This is a genomic window from Shewanella decolorationis, from assembly GCF_004354305.1.
Taxonomy (GTDB): Bacteria; Pseudomonadota; Gammaproteobacteria; order Enterobacterales; family Shewanellaceae; genus Shewanella; species Shewanella decolorationis.
Map to the genome: position 1 here is coordinate 3,403,683 of NZ_CP037898.1, position 24,471 is coordinate 3,428,153.

The following is a 24,471-nucleotide window of genomic DNA, read 5'->3' on the forward strand; positions in this document are numbered from 1 at the left end:
TAAGCGCCTCTGCACAGGATTTGATTTGAATGTTAAATCAGAACATGGATACAAAGAATGCACTGAAAAATAAAGCAATTACAACTGTAGTACCTAGAGCCATTTTAAGTTCGGTGTTCATATTCACTCTCCTAGTTGGTATGACACCATTATTATCAAGCCCGACAAAAATGCCTATATTGAGATAGTTATTTTGTGAGCAAGAGCTAAATTATCGTGCACTTTTCACACCGCGCAGACAAACAAGGTGACGTAGATCACAAAGCAAGAACTTACCTAGCGCACACAATGGTCAAAATCAAGACTGGGCGATTCAGTTATTCGATTGCATGACTTACGGCAAATTTTGATATACTGCTGACGTAATTCATTGACCGAGATAATCCTATGTCACAACTGTTACACACCATGCTTCGCGTCGGTAACTTAGAACGCAGTATCGCTTTTTACACTCAAGTGCTGGGCATGAAGCTGCTCCGCACCTCAGAAAACCCAGAGTACAAATATTCCCTTGCCTTCGTTGGTTTCGGTGAAGAATCAACGGGTCAGGCTGTCATCGAGTTGACCTACAACTGGGGAACTGAAAAATACGATCTCGGCACGGCCTTTGGCCATATCGCCATCGGTGATGAAGATATTTATGCCCGCTGCGAAGCCATTGCCGCCGCGGGTGGTAAAGTGACTCGCGCTCCCGGCCCTGTTGCTGGCGGCACCACTGAAATCGCGTTTGTGGAAGATCCAGACGGTTATAAGATTGAATTTATTCAAATGAAATCAGCGACCCAAGGTTTAGGTTAAGCCTATTACCTTCCCGCCTGATACAAAAACGGCGTTTGCAAGCTCTGCAAACGCCGTTTTCTTTGCTCATTTAAAAATATCAAAACTACTTTTATTACCTCCTGCCCTCGGCGGCCATGGCGACACGGCTGCTGCGCTTCTTCTGCCAAATGGGTAAACGCCACGCGAGCAACAAAGCAAAGCCGAGGATATACAGACTCGGTTCGATGATTTCAGATTTTACCGACCAATAAAAATGAATCGGCGCCAGTATCGCCACCACATACACCCCATAGTGCAGCGTTTGCCAGCGGCGGCCCATTTTACGCATCAAGGCTTTAAACGACGTCAGAGCTAGCGCGGTGACTATCACATAGGCCAGTGCGCCGACTAAAATATAAGGCCGTTTCGCCACCTCGCTGAAGAATAACTCCCAGGCAAACAGCAGATCTAAACTAAAAAACGCCACAATATGCAGTGTGGCATAGGCAAACACATACAAACCAACTAAGCGGCGTGTCTGCATCAACCAGCCTAATTTTAATCCCTTAGCAAGGGGCGAAATCAGCAGCGTAGCCGCCAACGCATTTAAAGCGCCAATGCCCGTAAAGTGGATAATATGTTGCACGGGATCACCGCCCGCCCGGCCCGACAGCACAGTAAAACCCAACCAAGCAATCGGGATAAGCCCAATCAAATGAAAGACCAGCTTTATCCACAAAAGCTGTTTTGGCGTGACTCTTAACGCCGTGATATTGAACATAGGACTCCTACTCTTTTGACTCTTTCAAGGCACTAGCCAGTATGCCGCTAGATAATGCCATTTGTTCACTAGACGCAATCGCTTGCGCCTAGCCGACGCCCGCCGAATGAGTTAATAAAACTGCCTCAGATCCATCCCCTCATATAACGAGGCGACAAATTCGCCATAACCATTAAAGGGCAGCGTATCGATGCGTTTTGCCGAGAACAACCCACCCTCGCCGATGCGCCGCTCGCTCGCCTGTGACCAACGGGGATGATCCACCGCAGGATTAACATTGGCATAAAAACCATACTCATGGGGCGCGAGTTGATTCCAACTGGTGGGCGGCTGCTTGTCCATCACCCGTATGCGGACGATGGATTTAATGCTCTTAAAACCGTATTTCCAAGGCACCACTAAGCGGATCGGCGCGCCGTTTTGCGGTGGCAGGGTTTTACCGTAGAGTCCGACCGACATCAGCGTCAGCTCATTCATCGCCTCGGCAATGGTTAAGCCTTCCACATAGGGATAATGAATGCCGCCGCCCATTAAACGGCTCTTTTGCCCCGGCATTTGCTCAGGATCGAAGGCAGTTTCAAAGGCAACATACTTGCCTTTACTGGTCACGCCGACTTTCTTCAATAAAGCGGCGAGCGGAAAGCCCACCCAAGGGATCACCATGGACCAAGCTTCGACGCAGCGCAGACGGTAAATACGTTCTTCTAGGGGAAACAGCTTAGTCAGATCTTGATAATCGAGGGTCATCGGGCGCTCCACTTCGCCTTCAATGCGTAATTGCCAAGGGTCGACCTTAAACTGCTGGGCGTTATCAGACGGATCCTGTTTGCTGGTGCCAAACTCGTAAAAGTTATTGTGGGTGGTGACCTTATCGACCGGGGTCAGCACTTCGTCCTTGCCAAAGCTCGCATTGGCCTCGAAGGTTAATGGCGTGGTGATAAAGCTGGTTTTGGGCTGCTCGCCAAACAGATCGAATAATCCCGCCTGCACATAACCAGGAATGCTAGCCCCAATCGCACCAAGGCCCATGGCTTTGACTATGTGACGGCGCGCTTTAAACACCGACTCGGGTGTCACTTGATTATCTTGGATATGCCAGCGCGCTTTTTTTAAAATTCCCGGTGTAAAACGTGATTGATTAGCCAATTGACACCTCTGCAAAAATAAATGTTATGTACCGGCGCTGACTCACACTCTGCGCTCGCCCAAAAAGCCTCAGGTACATTTACCTGTGTTGATAAGCTGTAGGGATATAGACACAGATAACAGCAAAAAAATTTCATCACTCACAGTATCTCAACTTAAGCGACTAAGTCTTGCTCATTTGAGTCATCACCTAAACAGATTGTTTATTAAAGCACTTGAAGCCTTTTTTGGGGCATGCGACCCTAGGCGCAACAGCTAAAGGAGTGCTAGTAAGATGCCATTTTCTCAATCTTTTTCCCTCGCTCAGATCATCGGTCTGCTCGCCGTGGCCTTTTTGGGACTGTTAATCGGAGCCCTACTCAATCAACGTCTCACCCGCTCACGCTGGCAACAGTTTAAAGACGAATTAGAACAAGAAATGCGCCAAGTAAACGAGGACGCCGAGCTCTCCCTCGCCCAGCAGCAAATTTTAGTTGACGACAAAGACAGCCAACTGCGCCAGTGCCAACAGCGTTTGGAGCAAAAAATCGAACAACTGGGTAAAGCCGAAGCCATGGCCGAGCGTCTGCCGAGTATTGAGCAGCAACTTGCCGACAGCCATCGCCGCCAGCTTGAGCTACAACTGGCTTTATCCAAATCCCATGCGATGCAGCAGACTATTCAAGCTAAGGCCGATGCCCAGCAATCCGCCATGCAGGAAAAAATCGCCACCCTAGAAAGTGCCGAAGTGCGCCTACAAACCCAATTTGAAAACCTTGCCAATCGTATCTTCGAAGAGCGCAGCGAAAGCTTTAAGCACCAAAACGCCAACCAGTTAGAAGGCGTGCTCGGGCCATTAAAGCAACAGTTAGAAGGCTTTAGGCAGCAAATTCGCGAATCCTATAATCATGAACAGTCGGAACGCAGCGCCCTTAAACATCAATTAGAACACCTGCGCGAGCTCAACTTAAAAATGAGCCAGGATGCCATTAACCTGACCAAAGCCTTAAAGGGCGATAACAAGCAGCAAGGCAACTGGGGAGAAGTGATTTTAGACCGCGTGCTGCAAGAAAGCGGCCTGCGCGAAGGTCACGAATACCACACCCAACAGGATCTTAAAGACGACAGCGGCAAACACTTTAAGCCAGACGTGATCGTGCATTTGCCTGAAAATAAAGACGTCGTTATCGATGCCAAGATGTCGCTTGTCAGCTACGAACGTTATTTTAATAGTGAAGATCCGCTGGTGCGTGAACAGGCCATCAATGAACATGTTTTATCGATCCGCAATCATATTAAGGGATTAAGTCAAAAGGATTATCAGCGTTTACATGGGCTAAAAAGCTTAGATTACGTGTTGATGTTTATTCCGATTGAACCCGCGTTCTTACTGGCCCTAGAGCACGACCCAAGCCTTGTTAACTTTGCCCTTGAGCAAAATATTATGCTGGTCAGTCCAACCAACCTCTTGGTTGCCCTGCGAACAATCAATAATATCTGGCGTTACGAGTATCAGAACCAGCACGCCCAAACCATTGCCAAACAGGCGGGTCGGATCTACGACAAACTCTGTGGCTACCTAGACGATATGGAAAAACTCGGCCGGGCTCTGGATAACGCCGAAAAAACCTATCACAGTGCTATGAACAAATTGTCATCGGGCAAAGGCAACTTAGTGCGTCAAGCGCATTTAATGCAGCAACTGGGTGTTGATACCAGCAAGCAACTCGATAAGATGTTACTTGAGAAGGCGCTAAACGAAGCCTTAGACGAGAGTGATACGACCGACAGCAGTGATAATGAAACCAATCCTGATACGCTATTGACCCATAATGAGGATGCCAACGTACTCGAACAACCCCAATAAACACGCAGTATAAAAGCCAATAACTCATAATCCTGAATCGATAGGGAAAAGTCGATTGTAACCTTGATGCCCGGAGGCAAGTTCTGCATGTGCAACCCATTGACAAAGATGGTGTTATCCAGCGCAATTATCATTGCAGGGGCATTGAATGCCTCTGCGGCTTTCGCGTTAACTTCTACCCAGAAGACCTTTCTCGAGGCTGAAAAAGCCTTAAAGAAACAAGACTATGCCACCTACAAGCCACTGCGAGCTAAGTTAGGCGATTATCCGCTGGCGATTTATCTCGACCATGATATCGACATTGGCAAGCTCAACGATTTACGCGGTAACGACGCTAAGGCCATGATAGATAAGTATCAAACCACGCCTATGTATCAGCGCCTGCGTTCAAAATATTTATTAAATGCCGGCGGCCAAAAGCGTTGGAACGACTTTTTGAGCCTTGCTCAAGACGCGCCGAGCGATGTCAGGCTGCAGTGTTATTTTTATGAGGCCAAACTCGCTAAGGGCGAAACCCAAACCGCTTACACGGCGGCGCAGTCACTTTGGGTCTATGGAGATTCCCGTCCCAAGGAATGCGATCCCCTCTTCAATGCTTGGACCAAGGCCGGCAAACGCACTCAGGATGTGATTTGGGCGCGGATGTTACTGAGTTTCGATGAGGGCCAAACCAGCCTGCTGAGTTACTTGTCGCAAAAAATCACCGTGCACAGCGCCGAGGCAAAACGCTTAGTGGCGGTGTTTAAAGATCCCAATAGCCTGCGCCATACCGAAAAATTTAAGGACAAAAATCCTATCGTTGGCGATATCGTCGCCGCGGGCTTAAAACGCCTTGCCCGTAAGGATCTCGACCAAGCCATTAATTTATATACTCGGTATCAAAAAGCGAAACGCTTTACCCCAGCGCAGGATCAACAGCTGCAAAAGTACTTGGTACGCCGCGTGTTGATTGAGCAGGATGATGATTTTAGAGACTGGGCCGATAATCTGCTGCCCGAGATGAAAAGCGATGATATGTTCGAGCGCCGCTTACGCTGGGCGATCCGCGAACAGGACCACACCCATATCGCGCGCTACTTAGATCTATTATCGCCCGAGACCTTAGCGAAGGAGCGCTGGCAATATTGGTTGTATCGCACTAACGCGAAACACGCCCCCGAAAGCGCCACCAAGGCGTTAGCGGCGGTCAGTAACGAGCGCAATTTTTACGGTTTTGCCGCATCGCAGTTATTGAATAAGCCCGTATCCCTAAATCAAAGCCCAGAGCCTGTGGTGGATGGGACCAGTCAAAAACTCGAAGACGATTTAGGCTTTGTGCGCGTACAGGAGTTGATGGCGCTGGATCGTTACTTCGATGCCCGTTATGAATGGGTCGCCCTACTAAAGCGCAGCAATAATGAGATGCGCGCCCGCTATGGTCGTTATGCCCACGATCAAGGCTGGTATGACTTTGGCGTGGAGGCCAGTATTCAAGGCAAGCTCTGGGATGATATTCCCCTGCGCTTCCCGATGGCGCATCAGTCAGGCTTCGAACACGCCAGTAAAAAGCACAAGGTCAATATTGATGAAATCCGCGCTATTAGCCGCCGCGAAAGTGCGTTTTTCCTCTATGCGACCTCAGGTGTCGGCGCCCGAGGTTTAATGCAGATTATGCCCGCGACCGCCAAGGCGACGGCGAAGAAACACGGTGCTAAATACAGCGATCCTAAGGATCTGTACAGCGCCGAGCTGAACTTAAACTTAGGCAGTGCCTATTACGCGCAATTGTTGAAGGATTTCAATCAAAACCGCGTATTAGCAACCGCCGCCTATAACGCGGGCCCCTCGCGAGTTCGCCGCTGGTTAGCGGAGTCGAATGGAAAGCTCGATGCCATGAGTTTTATCGAGTCCATTCCCTTCACCGAAACCAGAGAATATGTGCAAGCCGTGTTAAGTTACCGCTTGATTTACGAGGCGCAAAAACAAAAGCCACAGCCTTTGTTTAATGAGGCTGAGCTCAAGTTCCATTACTAAACCGCGTTGCGGTAATGGGATAGTAATCGAACAGTAATCAAGGTGGCGTTGGCCACCTTGATTGCTTTTGCAACATTAAAATCATCTTTAAACTCAACAGTTAACCGTATGAGTATTAAATCGGCAAACGCGCTCAAACGAGGTAAACTTGTTTGCACTCTTAGCCACTAAATGCGAATAATTAACGATTAGCCATTTTACACACCATTTCAATGCTCAATCTCAACGGTTTATCCTTAAGTTGCGAATATCAGCCCTTTGTCTGTCCCCATACTCAACGCATTCATGGCTATGAAGCCCTCGCCCGTTTTTACCTAGAGCAGGGCCAAGCCGTCGCCCCGAATCTAATCTTTGAGCAATTACACCAAGCCAGCGAACAACTGGCGGCGGTCGAGTTTCAGGCAAAAGCCTTTCAGCTCAAACACGCACCACAGGCGCAGCGGTTATTTGTGAATCTGGACCCACACGCAGTAGATGGGGCGCATACCCAAAAATTACTCGACCTGCTATCACAGCATCCGCAATTGACGGTGGAAATTATTGAAAACACTTGCGTGAGTGATGCCGAGCTCGCGAATCGCTTGTTCCATCAATTTAAAGCGGCCAATATTCAAGTGGCGCTCGATGATATCGGCGCGCCCCACTCCATGCTCTCCATCGATTTGATGAATGTGGATTACCTCAAATTTGACCGCTACTGGCTTAAATTAATCGACGCGCCCCATGGCATCGCCCTGCTCGGCGCCCTGATTGAATTTGGCAAACGCACGGGCAAACAATGCATCCTCGAAGGCATAGAAACCGAAGCACAGCTTCAGCTAGCCCGCGAGCTAAATATCGATCTAGTACAGGGATTTCTATTCAAACCTTGGTTTATCCGCCCAGAGCAAAGCGAAAAGTTAATTTGTTAGGAAGGATACAGCCACATACTGGTATGGAAGAATTCATCATGTTCGTGGCCATTGGTAAGTCTGAGATTCTTCAAATTTAATGTCACCTAGCGCAGATATTGATTGTCATAGTTTCTCCAGTTACACAAGCTGAATCGAATATTGCATTAATACATTTCCACTGTTTCCCCAGTGACACGCCGCCTATTTATTTAACAAGAAGTGTCCCTATAGGCTCGACGGCGGCATCTGCAACACATGGAAGTGTAAATGCCGCGTTCACATGGCCTATGATGTTCCCTACATCATAGTGGCATTTCCCATATCCCTACGGGTCAGATGTGAAAGAGCGACCATGCCGCCAACGGTCACTGTTGCAACAGTGACAATCTTTTCGACCATGAACTGTTCATCTGGCTAAAAAGCTAATGCCCCAAAGTGTGTTTCGGCTCGTTATCTCAATCGAAAATACCTACTCTTGTTGCCATACAAATTCTCATCTAGTTACCTATGTTTGGCCTTACCAGAAATCGGCTAATAATGTATGGCTATACAGTCATATTTAAATTTAGATACTTTGGAGTGATTTTAAGACAATATCAGTGCGCACTAATTCCATCCGCAATAAATAAAGCTCTATAAAATCAGGTGAATATAGTAACTGAATTTTAGTTAATAGGTTTGGAAAACGCGCATGCGCGTTTTTCCAGATGGTGTATTTGGCAGAAAGCTGATAAGTTCTTTGCATACAGATAGTTAACCGTGCGCGTTTTCACTGGTCCAACGAGATAAACACGCATGCACACTAATCAAATGTTAGCTTTCTTCACATTTTGCATGCTTACTACCATAAGGGATAATTTATATGGAAAAAAAGTTTCAAATCTTTGTCAGTTCAACTTATGAAGATCTTAAAGGTGAGCGAGACCAAGTTATTAAGGCTATTTTAGAAATGGGGCATATTCCCGTTGGAATGGAAATGTTCAGTGCAGCAGATGAGGAGCAATGGAAAATAATTCAACGTCAAATTGATGAGTCTGATTATTACGTTGTAATTGCTGCACATAAATATGGATCAATTGCTGATGATGGTATTAGCTATACAGAAAAAGAGTATGACTATGCTGTTAAAAAAGCAGTACCAGCGTTAGGTTTTGTTTTAGCTGATGGGGCTAACTGGCCAGCAAATCAAATGGAAAGTTCTTCTGAAAAAAGAGATGCTTTGGAGCGATTTAAGTCAAAAATAAAAAGTAGAATAGTAAACTTTTGGACAACAAAAGATGAGTTACATGCAAAGGTTTCAATTTCTTTAATGAAAAGTATGCAAACTAGTCCAAGAATAGGGTGGGTTCGTGCGGATACAGTAAACGCATCACCTGAACTGGTTGCAGAATTGACTAGATTAAGCAAAGAAAATGCGACTTTAAGAGCGGAACTAGAAGAGGCTTCTAGTTTAGCTGAGCAAAATTTGGATAAAGAAAAGGTAAGCACTAAATCCTTTGAAATCCTAAGGAAAAATAGTGTGAAAATATATATTGCTAAACAGGGTGATACAGAATGGGGAGAGCCTCGGGATGGAACGCTGCTTGAGGTGTTTAAAGCTCTCGCACCAAACTTAATGGTTGAAAATACATTTAAAAAAATAGGTGCTGATATTGCTGTATTTTATGGAGAAACACGTTACCGTGAATTAGCCCCCGTTCCAACCAACCTCCTTAGTCATTGGTTAGCAGATTTAGCAGCACTAAACCTTATAAAACCTAGCTCCCGTAAGCACGCTGTAAGTGATAAGAATGAATATTGGACGTTATCAGAAGAAGGCTATGAACTTCTCAAAGACATTAGAAGAATACAACTTGAAAAAGGCTTGGTAGAGCAAGAAGCCCCAGAAAGCTAACAATCAATTAAACCGCGACTCACAACGCGTGGCACTTTTGGTTTGCAGGTAGTTTAGAGTTTACGGAGCAGTGCAGAAGCTTTTGTGTAGCGTTGCTCGCACAGTTAATTGGGCGTTAGCCATCATCGGGAGTAATGATGAAATATTCGAGTCTATTTTTTTTATTGGGTCTTATAAGTTGTAACTCACTTGCTTGTTCATTTAATGGTGCGAGTGTTTTTGAGCCAACTTTACAACGCTGGGAACAGCATCCGGGTCCAGCACAAAAAGACCCAAAGTCATCTGGGGAATACTGGGAGAGTGTTCCAACACCTATTGTCACAGTTTCAAATATATCTCGAGCATCGTATAAAAGTGGAAGTTCTTGCAATGATGCTGGTTTAATCGAACTTGAAGTTGAGTTGCCACCTACGTCAACATACGATTTAAGTGAATTTGGTATTTACTTTAGAGTACTGAGCGGTAAAGAACCGGATATGATTTTTCCAGATGTACCAGTTAGAGGGGAGATCAGAGGGAAAAAGATAGTTTTTTTATTTCCTTGGTTAGACATGGTTCCGTCTAAACAATACCCGCTTGATTTAGTAGTAGATGCAACTTTAATAACCAACGGACTTAATATAGGTAAATCTGTAACCTTCAAAATTCAACAAAATAATGGCTAACAAGCAAAGGCATCTGACGCGTGCCGCGCAGCTGCTTTGGGCGTTATCTCCATAGAAATTTTAATCCGAAACTCAATAATTAGAGTTGGGAATCTAACATTCTTTTGTCCCAATACGCGTTGTTTATTTCTTTAAAATTTACAGGCGACACCGATGCTAAATAGGTGAGCCATGGCGATTAGCGAGACGACCGTCCGCCCCATGGCCGCTCTTTGGCATCCATGCCATCGCGGTATTCGTGAATCCATTCACATCAGACGGGCGGTCGAGCATCCACGGATGGACTTACTGCGCGTCGGCGAGCAAATGCCATGGCTCACCTATATACCTAAGCTTCAAGCTCAAAGCAGTAAGATCCTGCATAAGATTACTTAGCAACGACTCACTAAGCCGATTGATTTCACAGTAAAAGCGACTGGCTAAGCGCGACATATTCCGCCATAGTGGTAGAGCGAATGACCTTATCCATGCACAAGGAGTCTCCCGTGGCACATTCTGGTTTAAGCCAACTATTACAACAACTTGAACAAGTATTATTAGGCAAGCCACGGCAAATTCGCTTAGCCCTCGCCTGTATTCTCGCCCGTGGCCACCTATTAATTGAAGATTTGCCCGGTATGGGCAAAACCAGCCTGTCCCATGCCCTCGCCCAGAGTCTCGGCCTTAGCTATCAACGTATTCAATTTACCAGTGATATGCTGCCCGCCGATATTCTCGGGGTATCGATTTTTGATAAACACCAAGCGCAATTTGTGTTTCATCCCGGTCCTATTTTTAAACAGATGGTGCTGGCCGATGAGATTAACCGCGCCAGCCCTAAGACTCAGAGCGCACTGCTCGAGGCAATGGCTGAGCAGCAAATTTCTGTCGATGGCGTCACCCACAGATTACCCAATCCGTTTTTTGTGATTGCCACACAAAACCCCACGGAACAGTCGGGCACTTTTCCACTGCCCGAATCCCAACTCGACCGCTTTATGATGCGGATTTCCATCGGTTATCCCAGCCATGATGCGGAGCTGGCGATGCTGAAAAGCGATCAAACACCGCAAACCCTCGATAATTTACCCCAATGTTTAACCCCGCTGGCATTAACCCAGTTGCAGGAACAATGCGACAAGGTCGCGGCGTCCGATGCACTGCTCAATTATGTCTTGGCCTTAGTGCATGACTCGCGCAATCAAACCGATGCCGTCGGCCTATCGCCCCGCGCGACCAAAGCCCTATTGCTGGCAGCTAAAGCATGGGCATTTCTTGAGGGAAGACATTATTTAGTGCCGGAAGATGTGCAAGCGGTGTTTTGCAGCGTGGCCGAACATCGACTGCGCACTAGCAGCCAATTGCAGGGGGAAGCGCTCTCGGAGCGGATCCTCGCCAGCGTCAATCCCATCATGTAATGCCTTGCTAATCATATCGAAAAGGATGCTCAGACTATGATGAGGACAGGATGAAACGAGTTTTTACGGCTTTCTGGCAACGCTGGTTGGCAAGGCGCATGCCGCCCAGTTCCGAGTTTGTCCTCAGCCATCGCAGTATCTTTATTCTGCCCAGTGGCTTTGGTTTAGTGTGGATTGGACTGGTACTGCTGCTGTATCTGTTTGGCACTAACTATCAAAACAATCTAGTGATTGGCCTGAGTATTTTGTTACTCAGTCTATTTAATACCTGCATCCTCTATAGCTATAAAAATCTCGCGGGTTTGCGCCTTCGTGCGCTCACGGCACCAGAGGTGTATGCGGGCGAAACCATCACCTTTCCAGTCCTGCTCACCTCAAATCACAGCAGCCACAATATCAGCCTAAATTATCCCAATAATTTAGCTTACTTACTCAAACAAGTCGGTGCCGATGAGGTGCAAGCCCTAGTCTCGTTTGCCCATGATCGCCGCGGCCTAATATCGCCAGGCCGACTTAAGATTGAATCCTTTTATCCCTTAGGGCTTTGCCGAGCTTGGTCACATATTGATCTCGATAATGCGCACATCGTCTACGCCCACCCGATTGAAAGCCCTTTACAGCTAAAAGCAGCCACCGAATCCGGTGAAGACGAACGGTTAGAAAGAGCCGGAAAATACATTGCAGGCATCGATGAATACAAAGGGCTTAAGCCCCATGTGCTCGGTGAATCCCTCAAACAAGTGGCATGGAAACAATGGGCTCAAGGGCGCGGCATGCTAACAAAAGAGTTCGAGCAGCCTCAAGGCGATCCCGTGTGGTTAACCTTAGTTCCCGAGCCAGCGCAGCTTGAACAGCAATTAGGTCAGCTCAGTTGGCAAGTCAACCATTTAAGTCAGCAGGAGCAATATTTTGGTCTGTGGCTGCAACGTCTAGGGGCGGAAGATCTGATCCTCACACCCGATACGGGCAATGCCCATCGTATCGCCTGCCAAAGGGCACTGGCACTTTACGGGCAAAATTTAAGTACGCTGGAGAAAACCGATAAATTGACGAATAACCAAGGCGTTAGCCATAAGCACCCGCTTCCTCCTCATGGGCAAGGCGTTCATGCTGCAAAAATGGAGCCGCGGCGATGACAACACAAGCCTCAACACATCACAAAGCTAATCCTCACAAGCTGACGACCTACCATGCCAATGGGCCGCAGACGGGGGACAATATCAGTCGCCAAACACTGTTTTGGCTGCTACTCACCAATCTAGCAGTACTCAGCCCATTATTTGATAAAACGACACCCTGGACCCTTGGGATTTGTGCGATTTGCCTTCTATGGCGGATTGGTATTTATGTCGGCAAAGTCGCAAAACCACCGCGCTATTTAGTCACCAGCCTTGCCGTTGGCGCGGCAATTACGCTCGCATTAGTATCGGGTGAGATTGGGCTGTTAAATGCTTTAGTCAACCTACTGATTTTAGGTTATGCCTTAAAATACATTGAGATGCGAAGTGTCCGAGATGTGCGGGCCGTGGTAATTGTGGGCTACTTTTTAATTGCGCTAACCTTTATCGACCACCAATCCATGCTCAATACCGTGCATTTAATGGGTGTGACCATTATCAATAGCTGCGTGCTGGTGACCCTGTATCAAAGCAAACACAACTGGCAGCATACCGCATGGATTAGTGCCAAACTGCTACTGCAAAGCCTCCCTTTAGCGTTACTACTATTTTTGGTTTTACCCCGCTTTGCCCCGCTCTGGCTGGTCCCGAATATGAAGGAGGCCCAAACCGGGCTCTCAGAAACCCTTGCCGTTGGCGATATCAGCAAACTCACCCGCTCATCAGCACTGGCCTTTAGGGTAAGTTTTACCGATGCGAGTCCCATCCAAGCCGAACTCTATTGGCGCGCGCTGGTGCTCGAAGATTACGACGGTCAAACCTGGCGCCAAGATGTCGGTATCAAACAAATTCAAAAGGATGCGTTTTTCTTTCCGCCTTCTAGGCCGACTCCCGCGCGGCAGTTCACCCCGTTAACACAACAGGAGACCAATAATCCTCAACCCGTTTATCACTACCAAGTGATTGCCGAACCTAGCCATCAATCTTGGTTATATGGCCTTGATGTGGCCTATAGTCAGGATGATAAAGTAGTTAATCTACCGGATTATCGACTCTATGCGCTGCGTAATGTCGACCAGCGAATGGGTTACAATGCCAGTTCTTGGCCTAAAGCAAAGATGGATCTCACCTTAAGCGCCAAACAACGGCAAATTAACTTAAAGCTACCAGCAGACAGCAATCCCCGCACACTGAAGCTCGCCACCGAGTTTAAAGCGAAATACCCAGAACCCAAGCAACGTCTGTGGGCCATGATGGGTTATTTTAATCATGAACCGTTTTTCTACACCCTCACCCCGCCGCCAATTGGCCGGCAACAAATAGATGATTTTCTGTTTGAAAATAAAGCCGGATTTTGCGCCCATTACGCCTCCGCCTTTATCTTTCTGGCGCGCGCGACGGGTTTACCCGCACGAATGGTCACGGGCTATCAAGGGGGCGAATACAACCCACAGGCCGATTACCTGAGTGTGTATCAATACATGGCCCACGCTTGGGCAGAAGTCTGGCTCGAGAATGAAGGTTGGGTACGGTTTGATCCAACAGCCATGGTCGCGCCCAATCGTATTGAGCAAGGCTTCGATGCCGAGTTTTCCCCAGAACAAAGCTACCTGCAAGAAAGCCCTTTTAGCAGCTTACGCTTTAAAACCATGCCTTGGCTCAACGAGTTAAGGCAGCGGTTTGCCAGCCTGGATTATTACTGGAGTCTCTGGGTGCTCGGTTTTAATCAAGAACGGCAAAACAAAGTGCTAAGTGGCATTTTAGGGGATGTCACAAAAACCAAGGTGGCGGTGTTTATGAGTGTGTGTATTAGCCTTATCGGCCTCTATATCGCCTACAGTGTGGGGCTGTTTCGCTTTAAACGGGAGCAGGATCCCATCAGCGCTAAGTACCAACGCATTTGTCAGCGCCTCAGTAAATTTGGCATCACCCGCCCTGCTCACTTAGGCCCGAATGCCTTTGCCGAGCAGCTTATTGACACGCACCAGCAGCAATCCCCGCAGTTTTGCCGTGAGTTTGATACTCTGACCCAAAGCTATGTCGCGCTGAAATACCAACAGCTTGCGGACGGTGACTATCAAGCGGCGCTCAAGCGCTTTAATGCTGCCGCTAAAGCCCTAAACTGGCGACTATTTGGCCCGAGTAAACAGTTAAAATAGGCGGGATAAACCTTAGGCGGACAAGATTGTTGAATCTTATAAATCAGTCACATAGAATTGCCAAGCCCGTTTGCTATGCATAAAAGCAATTGGCTATGCATAACAGCAATCCCCAATCGTGAGTCGAATATGCTGAAGTTAATCCAATCCAATCAAATGGAAGTGCTCTGTGCCCATCTTGCCGCGTATTTGCGCCAGCCGCTACCCGGCGCGGCATTATTGCAAAATGAGCATATTTTGGTACAAAGCCCTGGGATGTCGACTTGGTTACGCCTTGAAATTGCAAAACAAAATGGTATTGCCGCCGCGCTGGAGTTCCCGTTACCTTCCAGCTTTATTTGGCAACTCTGCCACGATTTACTCCCCAATGTCCCCAAGGAAAACGCCTTCACTAAGGCGGCAATGACCTGGAAGCTAATGCAGCTACTGCCGCGGCTACTGGATGAACCTTCCTTTGGGCCACTGCGCCACTATTTGGGCCATAGCTTAGACAAGGTGGAATCGAGCACTGCAGGCCCCCAAAGCAACCATCAGCTTGACGCCGTAAGCGCCGATGATATTAAGCTTTACCAACTTTGTGGTCGCATCGCCGATATCTTCGACCAATATTTGGTTTATCGCCCCGACTGGATTGCCGCGTGGGAAGCCAATGAACCGCTCGAATCGCTCAAATTGAACGAGGAGCAGAGCTGGCAACCTATCCTCTGGCGCGCGCTGATTGCCTACAACCGTGATGAGCTGCACCAAAGCCACTACCACAGGGCCAATCTGCATCAGGATTTAATAACCGCATTGGGCGATAGCGCCAATTCACTCGCAAAATTGCCGCAGCGTTTATTTGTGTTTGGGATCTCATCTATGGCGCCCCAAACTATCGATGTACTCCACCAGCTCGCGAGCCGCATCGATGTGATTATTTTAAGCCTTAGCCCCTGTCAGCATTATTGGGGCGACATTATCGACCCACGCCATCGGGCGCGTATGGCATTGCAATATGCCGGGAAACGCCAATTAGCCGAGCAATGGGAAGATAAACTCGAAGTCGGCAATCCCCTACTCGCCAACAATGGCAAGATGGGCCGTGAATTACTCGATATGCTGCTCGAACTGCCCCCAGAACACTGTGACTTCGGGGACGATGTGTACTGCGAGCCCTGCGGCGATCCTAACGATCCCCACGCTCGCGCCAGTATGTTGGCCGGGGTGCAATACGATATCTTAGAAATGCAGACACTCGATCGCGTACTCGGGCCAGATGCTGAGCTATATCAAGAGGTCGCAAATCGCCGGGTATTAACAGCCGACGATGATTCGATTCAAATCAAGAGTTGCCACAGCCCGCTTAGGGAAGTCGAAACCCTGCACGATCATTTACTCGACCTACTGGATAACGACAACCAACTCACGCCCAAAGACATAGTGGTGATGATGCCGGATGTCGCCGCCTACGCGCCCTATATCGATGCGGTGTTTGCGGCCAAACAGGGGCTGGAATATATCCCCTACGCCATTGCCGACCGCGGCGCGGCGCAGGAATCGCCACTCATTAATAGCTTTTTGAATTTACTTAATATTAATCAAAGCCGCTTCGGACTGACCGATATTTTAAGCATTCTCGAAGTGCCTGCCATTTTGCGACGTTTTCAGCTCGAAGAAGACGAGCTACCACTCATTCGCCGTTGGTTAGATGAAGCCGGCGTGCGTTGGGGCCGCGATGAACAGAGCCGTCTTAAACAGGGCGTGCCCGCCTTCGAGCAAAACTCCTGGGCCTTTGGCATAAAACGCTTAATCTTAGGCTATGCCTTACGGGACGATGCGCCGCTATATCAATCATCCCCACAGGGAATGCACTATTTAACGGTTGCAGGGGTGGAGGGCCAATCGGCACAGGCCCTTGGCAAGCTGTTGAACTTTATTGAAGTCCTCGATGAAACCACCCAAGTATTAGCCAAGGCGCAAGCGCCCTCATTGCGATTACTCGAACTCACCGAACTGTTAAATGCCTTTTATGCCCCCGATGAGGACGAGCGTGAGCAGTTGCAGGAAATTCGCGATGCGATTGCCACCTTAGAGCAAGAGTTGCTTGCCGCAAGCCCTGCCGAAATGGGAGCACAGGCCAACGACTTAGATTTAAGCATCGAAGTGCTGGCGCTCTGGTTTAATCAACGCTTAACCGAGTCACGTGTCGGCCAACGATACCTCGCGGGCAGCGTGAATTTTTGTACCTTAATGCCGATGCGCTCGATTCCCTTCAAGGTCGTTTGCCTACTGGGTATGAATGATGGTGTCTATCCTAGGGTGCAACATCCTGTGGGCTTTGATCTGATGGCCCATTTTGGTGCGCGCAAAGGCGATCGCTCCCGCAGATTAGATGATAGATACCTGTTTTTAGAGGCGTTACTCTCGGCTCGGGAGCAGCTGTATATCAGCTATATTGGCCGTAGCGAGCGGGATAACTCGGAGCGTATTCCATCTATGCTGGTTTCCGAGCTAATAGAATATTGTCAGTTGTGTTACCTGCCTGAATCCCTTGCAGCAGAAGCAGCTAATGTCAGTAACGAAGATGCTCAGCAAGCACTACTGGATGCTATAGTGAGCCATCAGCCGCTGCAACCTTTTGATCCTAAACTGTATCAAGCAGCACTGGCGCAAACGCCCGCCTCCCATGGGATAAAACAGAGTTATAGTCAGCAGTGGTGTCCGCCCGATAGCAATAGCCAGTTGCAGTATGGTCGATTTATTGAGCCAGATACCCAGATAGTGCTCGAAGATGAGGCAATTGGTGACAGTGTTCAGGATATTGAGGCCCTTGGCGAAGCAGAGCATGTCGATATCTCGGCCTTTATTCGCTTCTTTCGCAATCCCGCGCAGTATTTCTTTAATCGAACCCTGAAAGTCGATTTAAACCTGAATATTCAAGCGGATGATAATGATGAGCCCTTTAGCCTTAATGCGTTAGAGCGTTATTTATTACAGGCTCAGCTCCTTGGCGATGCGCTCGAGCAGGGGCAAAACGAGCCCAGCACGGAACTGTTACAACGCCTTAAGGCCAGCGGTAATTTGCCGATGCAGCCCTTTGATGATCTGCTGCTGCGCCAATACAGCCATGATATCGCACCGCTGATCGGCAGAACCCTGTTTATGCGCGGTGATGTCGCTCCCCGCCATGCCGATATTCGGCTCAGCTTTGAGTTACCCCACACTCAGAACGCAGGGACTCAGGTAAAAATCAAGCGGGTGATCCTCGAAGGCCGTATCGATGATATCAGCCCTAAGGGATTGGTGACTTGCCGCCCAGGCAGTGCCCATGGGCGGGATATTTTAGCCCTGTATTTGCGTCATTTATGTTTGATGGCCGCGGGAGTGGCTCAACCTAGCTACCTACAACCTAGCTATATGCTGGATATGGGGCATTTTCATGCCCTCGCGCCCATTACGCCAGAGCTTGCCCATGCGCAGCTCGCCAACTTACTACAGTATTTTTATCAGGGCCAAATTCACCCCCTGTGTTTTATGCCAAGAACCTCCCTCGCCTATGCCAGCGCTGAGGCGCATGAAGCGCATGAAGCGCAAGACTCGCACACAAACACAGACCCACACAAAGCCCGGCTCGAAGCGGCGCAGAGCGAATGGCTGGACGAACAAGGTGAACTTGGCGAAGGCACAGATCCCCATTATCAGCGGCTGTTTCATTTTCCCGACGACTTTACCGAGGCGCATTTTGGCAAACTCGCCGATGACATCTATCGGCCAATGCTTAGCCTCTACCATAAAGATACCCTCGCCCAACTCGAGGAATTTGCTCTGAATGAAGCCCCAACCGCCAGTTCAGAGGGAGCACTCTGATGACTAAGATATCACCCGCTTTGCCGTTAGATCCGCTCACCCTGCCATTTGGTGGCAGTCGCTTAATCGAGGCCAGTGCGGGCACGGGTAAAACGTACACCATTTCAGGTCTGTATCTGCGATTACTGCTTGGGGATGGCTTAAGCAAACCGCTCAATTGTGAACAAATTCTGGTCGTGACCTTTACCAATGCCGCCACCGAGGAGCTGAGGGACAGGATTCGCCGCCGCATTCAAGTGGCCTTTAAGTGCTTCTTAGGGCTTGAGATTAACGATCCTTTTGTGCAGGCGCTGTACGATAAGACCCCTGAAGCCGAGCGCGCTATCGCCCTGAGACGCTTCGACTTGGCGCTCAAATCCCTCGACGAAGCGGCAATTTTTACCATTCACGGTTTTTGCCAGCGAATTTTGGCCGATCTCGCCTTCGAATCATCATTGTTGTTCGAGTCGGATTTCACCTTAGACGACAGCGAGTTTTTGCACCATGCGGTGCGGGACTTTTGGCGTGAGGCCTGCTATCCGCTGCCAGAGTATTTAGCCCAGATCATTGCCAGCGAATTTGGCGATCCCGACGGATTAGTCAAGCAGCTGAGAGCCTTGCTCGGTGCCAGTGAGGCCAAACCGCTTAAACCTGTGCTGCCCTTTGCTCGTTTGGCAGAGTCCTTAAGCCAGAGTGTGCAGCGCTTTAAACTCGCCTGGCCGCGTGGGCGCGACGCGCTGTTAGAGCTTTTGCATAGCCTGCCACTTAACGGCCAACGTTTTGGTAAGGCGAGCGACAATTACCCTAAACTGGCGGAAATGTTCGACCAGCTGGATAACTTCTTAGCCTTTGGTCACGGCTTACCGCCGATCAAAGTGCTCGAATCCCTATCGTTATCCGAGCTTAAGCTGAATAAGGGCGGCGTGCTCCCAAGTGCGAGCGAGGCGCCACTGCTTGACCATATGGAGCAGTTAGCCGCGCTGATTAACGCGATAAAACCCGCATTTCTCTATAGCGCCAAACAAGGGATCAGCGAGCGTTTTGCCAAGCAAAAACAGCAAAAAAATGTGCTGACACCAGATGATCTGCTCACCACCTTGGCAGCGGCGATGCAGGCCAATCCCGACACTTTGCCAAAGGCGGTGGCGAGTCGCTTCCCCGTGGCCTTAATCGATGAGTTCCAAGATACGGATCCTCTGCAATTTGCTATTTTCTCAGGGATTTATCAAACCCGTTTGGGGCTTGATACTCAAAATTCGGCGGCTGAACCTAAGGACCGAACGGATAGCAAATTGAGCCTGCTGATGATTGGTGACCCTAAACAAGCGATTTATGCCTTCCGCGGCGCCGATATTTACACTTATATCGAGGCGCGCAGACAAACCCAGGCGCACTATTTCCTCGATACTAACTATCGCTCGAGTCGCAATCTGGTTATGGGGGTAAATCATTTATTCGCCCAGCATTCGGACCCTTTTATTAGCCAATCGATTCCCTTCGATCCAGTCAAAACGCCTGCCAGTGCGGCGGCAAAACAACTCGTTGAGCAAGCGCCCAATAGTGCCGCGCTGCGGTTAAAACTCTTGAGTGAAGGCGAAACAGGGCTTAATAAGGCCAGTGCGCGGCAAACCTTGGCCGAAGACACTGCCGCCGAAATCACCCATTTACTGACGCAGGCCGCTAATGGTCAATGCCGCACGCCCAAAGGGCCATTAATTGCTAAAGATATCGCCATCTTAGTGCGCGATAGAAACGAAGCGGCCGTGATGAAAACCGCGCTGAGCAAGCGCCAGATTGGCGCCGTCTTTTTAAGTCGCGACAGCGTATTTGAAACCGTCGAAGCGCGGGAAATGGCACTCGTTCTGCGCGCCTTGGCCAGCCCCAAGGACGAGCGAGCCCTGCGTAGCGCCCTTGCGACCGCCCTGCTTGGTTATCGCGCCGAGCAAATCCATGCCTTTAACCAAGATGAAGAGCAGCGCCAAAAACTGCTAGAGCAGTTTTTTGAGCTGCACCAGATCTGGCAAAAACGCGGCATTATGCCGGCGCTGCTCAGCCTCGCCAATGCCACCCAGATGGTTGCGCGGCTGCTGCATTCTCCCGCTTCGACAAGCATTGACCAAGCGGAGCAAGATGCTGCCGCTCATCTTGAGGCGAGCAATGGCGAACGTCGGCTCACGGATTTTCGCCACTTAGCCGAGCTGTTGCAGCAAAAGGCGACTGAAATCGATGGGATCAGTGCCCTGCTCAACTGGTATGAGCAACAACTGATTGATAACACAGGAACTGATGAGCAGCAGCTACGCCTTGAAAGCGAGCAAAACTTAGTGCAAATCGTCACTATCCATAAGAGTAAGGGGCTGGAATACCCAGTGTGCTTTGTGCCCTTTGTCAGCCTCGCGCGGGACAATCGCCGCCGCCCGACGCCCATGCTCTACCACAGAACCAATGCCGATGGCGCGCAGGAACTGGTGTGGGATTTAGAAGGCACGGACGAAGGTTGGGAACAGGCAAAGCAGGAAACCTTAGCCGAGGATCTGCGTCTGCTCTATGTAGCGCTCACCCGCCCCGTGTACCTGTGTTATTTGTATATCGCTAACCATAGTCGCATGTTAAAGGCTGGGCTTAAGAGCCAGCTGCATGAAACCGCCATAGGTTATCTGCTTGGGATCACTGACACAGATTGTGATTTTTCCCGTCTGCAACATGCCGCCAAAGCGCTGGTCACGGGTCTCGAGGCGAGTCAACCTTCGATCAGCATTGAGGTAGTGGCCGACGACATTGCGGCTAACAAGCTGCATACGGGGGGAAGTGATTCTCATACCTTGAGTGCCCGTAAGGTCAGCCGTCAGTATCGTACTCCATGGCGCGTTGGCAGTTATTCCGGCTTAGTTAAAAATGCGCCCCACGCTAAAGCCACCCCCGGTGCCGATGATGAAGTGAATGCCGTATTGGGGACCGATACCGCAAATAGCGCAATTAATCCATTATGGCCAGATTCTTTGTGGCAAGAAGCAGATCCACAGCAAGCACAACCTCTGCTCAGTCGCTTTAGTTTTGAGCGCGGCGCCAACGCGGGTAGCTTTATGCACTTAGTGCTTGAGTTAATTGATTTTACCCAAGCTCAAATCGACTTACCCCGAGAGCTGCCTAAGGCCATGTTGCAATACGGCATTGCCCCCGAATGGCAGCCCGTATTAGAGGATTGGTATCTTGAGGTATTGCAAGCTCCGCTGGCATTAATGGCGCAGGATAATCAGCTTATTAATCCCGAGCTGTGTTTAGCCGCACTCGCGCCGCAGCACACCTTAGTTGAGATGGAGTTTTACCTGCCCCTGAATCGCTTAAAGGATACAGAGCTTAATCAACTCCTTGGGCAATTTGGCTACGATACCGAGCTACAGTTTGACGAATTACAGGGCATGCTCAAGGGCTTTATCGACTTAACCTTTGAATATCAAGGCAAGTTTTACATTGCCGACTATAAGTCGAACCATCTGGGGGATAATATTCAAGCCTATCATCATAGCGCGCTGAAACAGGCGATTAGCGACCATAGGTATGATTTGCAATATATTCTCTACTCACTTGCGCTGCACCGCTATTTAGCGATGCGCTTGCCTAATTATGATTACGATACCCATATCGGCGGCTGTTATTATTTGTTTTTACGGGGAATGTCGGTGCAATATCCAGGCTTTGGTATTTATTACGATAAACCGCCCAAGGCGCTGATTTTGGCCTTAGATGCGCTGTTTCAGTGCAGCCTAGAAACAAGCACAGTGAATCAACAGGATACGGGAGCAATGGCATGAACCACAGCACCGAACTGACGCCCCCAAAAGTATCACCCCAATGGGTTGACGCTGGCGCTCTCAGACTCAAGGCGCCGCTCGCAGAGCTACTCAAATACTGGGAAAAGGAGCGGCTGATCACCCCGCTCGACCGCCATTTTGCTCTCGAGATGGCCAGGCTTCATCCTAATGATGCCCAAGAGCCGCTGTTTATGCTGCTGTGCGCCCTGTTAAGTCAACAGCTCTCGGCCCAACATACCTGCCTAGTGCTCGAACATATAGTGCCAACGAATCCGATGGCGGAGCCGGTTAATCACTGCCAAATCCGTTTGAGCCTGCCAGAGCTGATTGCAAGGCTACAAAATTTTGAGGCCGTTGGTGAACCTCATAGCAATAAGCCACTGATTTTTGATGGCGGCCGACTCTATCTTGAGCGTTATCATCATTTCGAGACCGAGGTTGCCAGCGCCCTAACAAGGCTATCTTCGAGTCAGCCCGTCAACAGCAATGACAAAGATTCAGATGCGCCGCTACGCAGGCAGCTCGATTACTTATTTCCAAACGCTGCATCTTCCCATGCAAACTCAGCCCTTGAGCAAAATATCGACTGGCAAAAAGTCGCGACGGCAACGGCGCTCGGCAAAAAGCTGGCGGTGATCACCGGCGGCCCGGGTACGGGCAAAACCACCACAGTAACTAAGTTACTGTTGTTACAGCAATTAGACTCACCAAAACAGATAAGACTCGTCGCCCCGACGGGTAAGGCCGCCGCCCGTTTAAGTGAATCGATAAAGGCCTCGAAAGCAAGACTCGAGCAAGAGCTAAAACAGGCTCAAGCGACAAACGAGCAAGTACACAGTCACGAAACCCAAGCGCTGTTAGCCGCGCTCAAGCAAGTGCCGGAAGAGGCATCAACCTTACATCGTCTGCTGGGTGTAATTCCCAATTCGGCGCAGTTTCGTCACCATCAGGGCAATCCCCTGCGGCTAGATCTCTTGATTATCGATGAAGCCTCAATGGTCGATTTGCCTATGATGTATAAGCTGCTCACGGCCCTCCCCGAAAAGGCGGGTTTGATACTGCTGGGGGATCAGGACCAACTCGCCTCGGTTGAAGCAGGCGCCGTGCTAGCTGATATTTGCGCAGGGTTAAAGTACGAGTCGGAGCAACAATCTCAATGGCGAATGCGTTATAGCCAAGCCCAGGCCGAACAATTGAGCAAGCTCACCGGCTTTGATCTGCGCGCCTATATTCATCGCGAGCCAAAGATTGGCGACAGTTTGTGTATGTTGACCCACAGCCACAGATTTAAGGGCGATGCCGGCATTGGCCTGTTAGCCAGCGCGGTAAATCGCTCCGATCTGGCGGGGATTTTGGCCGTATGGCAACGGGGACTGGCCGAGCTTACTTGGCTAGAACACAGTATGGATCTGAGCCAAACCCAAGCCAAAATCAGCGAGCCTGCAAACAACAGCGGCCTTCATGCCCTGCTAACACAGGCCTGTGAGCAATACGCCGAGTATTTACGTCCGCTGCAAGTTTCAGATCCAAGCAGTGTGCCAAGCGCCATCGAAGCCATTGCCCGCTTTAACCAATATCGCATCCTGTGCGCCATGCGCAGTGGCGATTATGGTGTCGAAGGTATCAATCAAGCCGTGACTAAGGCGCTGTCTCAGGCCAAGCTGATCCATCCGCAGCAAGAGTTTTACCTTGGCAGACCGATTATTATCCAAAGTAACGACTATAACTTGGGCTTGTTTAACGGTGATATTGGCTTGATTTTGCAGGATGAAGACAGACCAGAGCGCCTGATGGCTCACTTTATTAAAGCCGATGGCAAACTGCTTAAAGTGCTCCCCGCAAGACTGCCTAGCCATGAAACCTGCTACGCCATGACGGTACATAAAAGTCAGGGCAGTGAATTTAATCGAGTAGCCCTCGTACTTCCGCCCAATCCGAGCCTAGTACAGTGGCAATTGCTCACCAAGGAGCTTGTCTACACTGCGATTACCCGTGCAAAACAACACTTTAGCTGTTTAGGCACACAACAAGTCTTCGAGCGTGCAAGCCAGCAAGCTACCCAGCGGGCCTCTGGTTTAGCCGATAGGCTCTGGCGCAATAAATCCATGACTAATGAATAGTTAACTTATTGAGTAACATTAAGAATCAACAAGTAAAAGGATC

Annotated in this window: 15 protein-coding genes; 13 read left to right on the forward strand and 2 right to left on the reverse strand. The window is 49.2% G+C overall.

Annotated elements, in window-relative coordinates; translation table 11 throughout:
* The first annotated feature begins 387 nt into the window (after nt 1–387).
* Nucleotides 388–798, forward strand: coding sequence for a lactoylglutathione lyase (gene gloA, locus EYR25_RS15275; protein WP_011717181.1), 411 nt, complete (start codon nt 388–390; stop codon nt 796–798).
* A gap of 94 nt (nt 799–892) precedes the next feature.
* On the opposite strand, the gene msrQ is transcribed toward gloA, so the two are convergent.
* Nucleotides 893–1,540, reverse strand: coding sequence for a protein-methionine-sulfoxide reductase heme-binding subunit MsrQ (gene msrQ / locus EYR25_RS15280; RefSeq protein ID WP_133181175.1), 648 nt, complete (start codon nt 1,538–1,540; stop codon nt 893–895).
* 111 nt (nt 1,541–1,651) lie between these two features.
* A complete protein-coding gene (gene msrP / locus EYR25_RS15285) occupies nt 1,652–2,686 on the reverse strand; it encodes a protein-methionine-sulfoxide reductase catalytic subunit MsrP (protein ID WP_133181177.1) in 1,035 nt (344 codons plus the stop codon).
* Between the two features lie 274 nt (nt 2,687–2,960).
* Between msrP and rmuC the strand changes: the two genes are divergently transcribed.
* The 12 genes from rmuC (at nt 2,961) to recD (ending at nt 24,428) form a co-directional block, all read left to right on the forward strand.
* The gene (rmuC, locus tag EYR25_RS15290) at nt 2,961–4,532 is read left to right on the forward strand and encodes a DNA recombination protein RmuC (RefSeq protein WP_133181179.1); all 1,572 of its coding nucleotides are present in this window, start codon (nt 2,961–2,963) and stop codon (nt 4,530–4,532) included.
* A gap of 87 nt (nt 4,533–4,619) precedes the next feature.
* Complete coding sequence (locus EYR25_RS15295; RefSeq protein ID WP_133181181.1) at nt 4,620–6,545, forward strand: transglycosylase SLT domain-containing protein; 1,926 nt, start codon at nt 4,620–4,622, stop codon at nt 6,543–6,545.
* Nucleotides 6,546–6,757: 212 nt separating this feature from the next.
* Nucleotides 6,758–7,456 carry an EAL domain-containing protein gene (locus EYR25_RS15300; RefSeq protein WP_133181183.1) on the forward strand — a complete coding sequence of 233 codons (699 nt, stop codon included), beginning with the start codon at nt 6,758–6,760 and terminating at the stop codon, nt 7,454–7,456.
* 844 nt (nt 7,457–8,300) lie between these two features.
* Complete coding sequence (locus EYR25_RS15305; protein WP_133181185.1) at nt 8,301–9,332, forward strand: DUF4062 domain-containing protein; 1,032 nt, start codon at nt 8,301–8,303, stop codon at nt 9,330–9,332.
* A 137-nt stretch (nt 9,333–9,469) separates the two neighbouring features.
* Entirely contained in the window at nt 9,470–9,997 is a 528-nt protein-coding gene (locus EYR25_RS15315) for a hypothetical protein (RefSeq protein WP_133181187.1), read from the forward strand.
* Between the two features lie 171 nt (nt 9,998–10,168).
* Nucleotides 10,169–10,372, forward strand: a complete 204-nt coding sequence (locus tag EYR25_RS15320; RefSeq protein ID WP_133181189.1) for a hypothetical protein — start codon at nt 10,169–10,171, stop codon at nt 10,370–10,372.
* A 110-nt stretch (nt 10,373–10,482) separates the two neighbouring features.
* Nucleotides 10,483–11,394, forward strand: coding sequence for an AAA family ATPase (locus tag EYR25_RS15325; RefSeq protein WP_133181191.1), 912 nt, complete (start codon nt 10,483–10,485; stop codon nt 11,392–11,394).
* Between the two features lie 50 nt (nt 11,395–11,444).
* Nucleotides 11,445–12,530, forward strand: coding sequence for a DUF58 domain-containing protein (locus EYR25_RS15330; RefSeq protein WP_133181193.1), 1,086 nt, complete (start codon nt 11,445–11,447; stop codon nt 12,528–12,530).
* A complete protein-coding gene (locus EYR25_RS15335; protein ID WP_133181195.1) occupies nt 12,527–14,671 on the forward strand; it encodes a transglutaminase TgpA family protein in 2,145 nt (714 codons plus the stop codon). The genes EYR25_RS15330 and EYR25_RS15335 overlap by 4 nt, the downstream gene beginning before the upstream one ends.
* A gap of 129 nt (nt 14,672–14,800) precedes the next feature.
* On the forward strand, nt 14,801–18,517 hold the full coding sequence (gene recC / locus EYR25_RS15340) for an exodeoxyribonuclease V subunit gamma (protein WP_133181197.1): 3,717 nt from the start codon (nt 14,801–14,803) through the stop codon (nt 18,515–18,517).
* Complete coding sequence (gene recB / locus EYR25_RS15345; RefSeq protein ID WP_133181199.1) at nt 18,517–22,308, forward strand: exodeoxyribonuclease V subunit beta; 3,792 nt, start codon at nt 18,517–18,519, stop codon at nt 22,306–22,308. Before recC ends, recB begins: the two co-directional genes overlap by 1 nt.
* A complete protein-coding gene (gene recD / locus EYR25_RS15350) occupies nt 22,305–24,428 on the forward strand; it encodes an exodeoxyribonuclease V subunit alpha (protein WP_133181201.1) in 2,124 nt (707 codons plus the stop codon). Before recB ends, recD begins: the two co-directional genes overlap by 4 nt.
* Nucleotides 24,429–24,471: the final 43 nt, after the last annotated feature.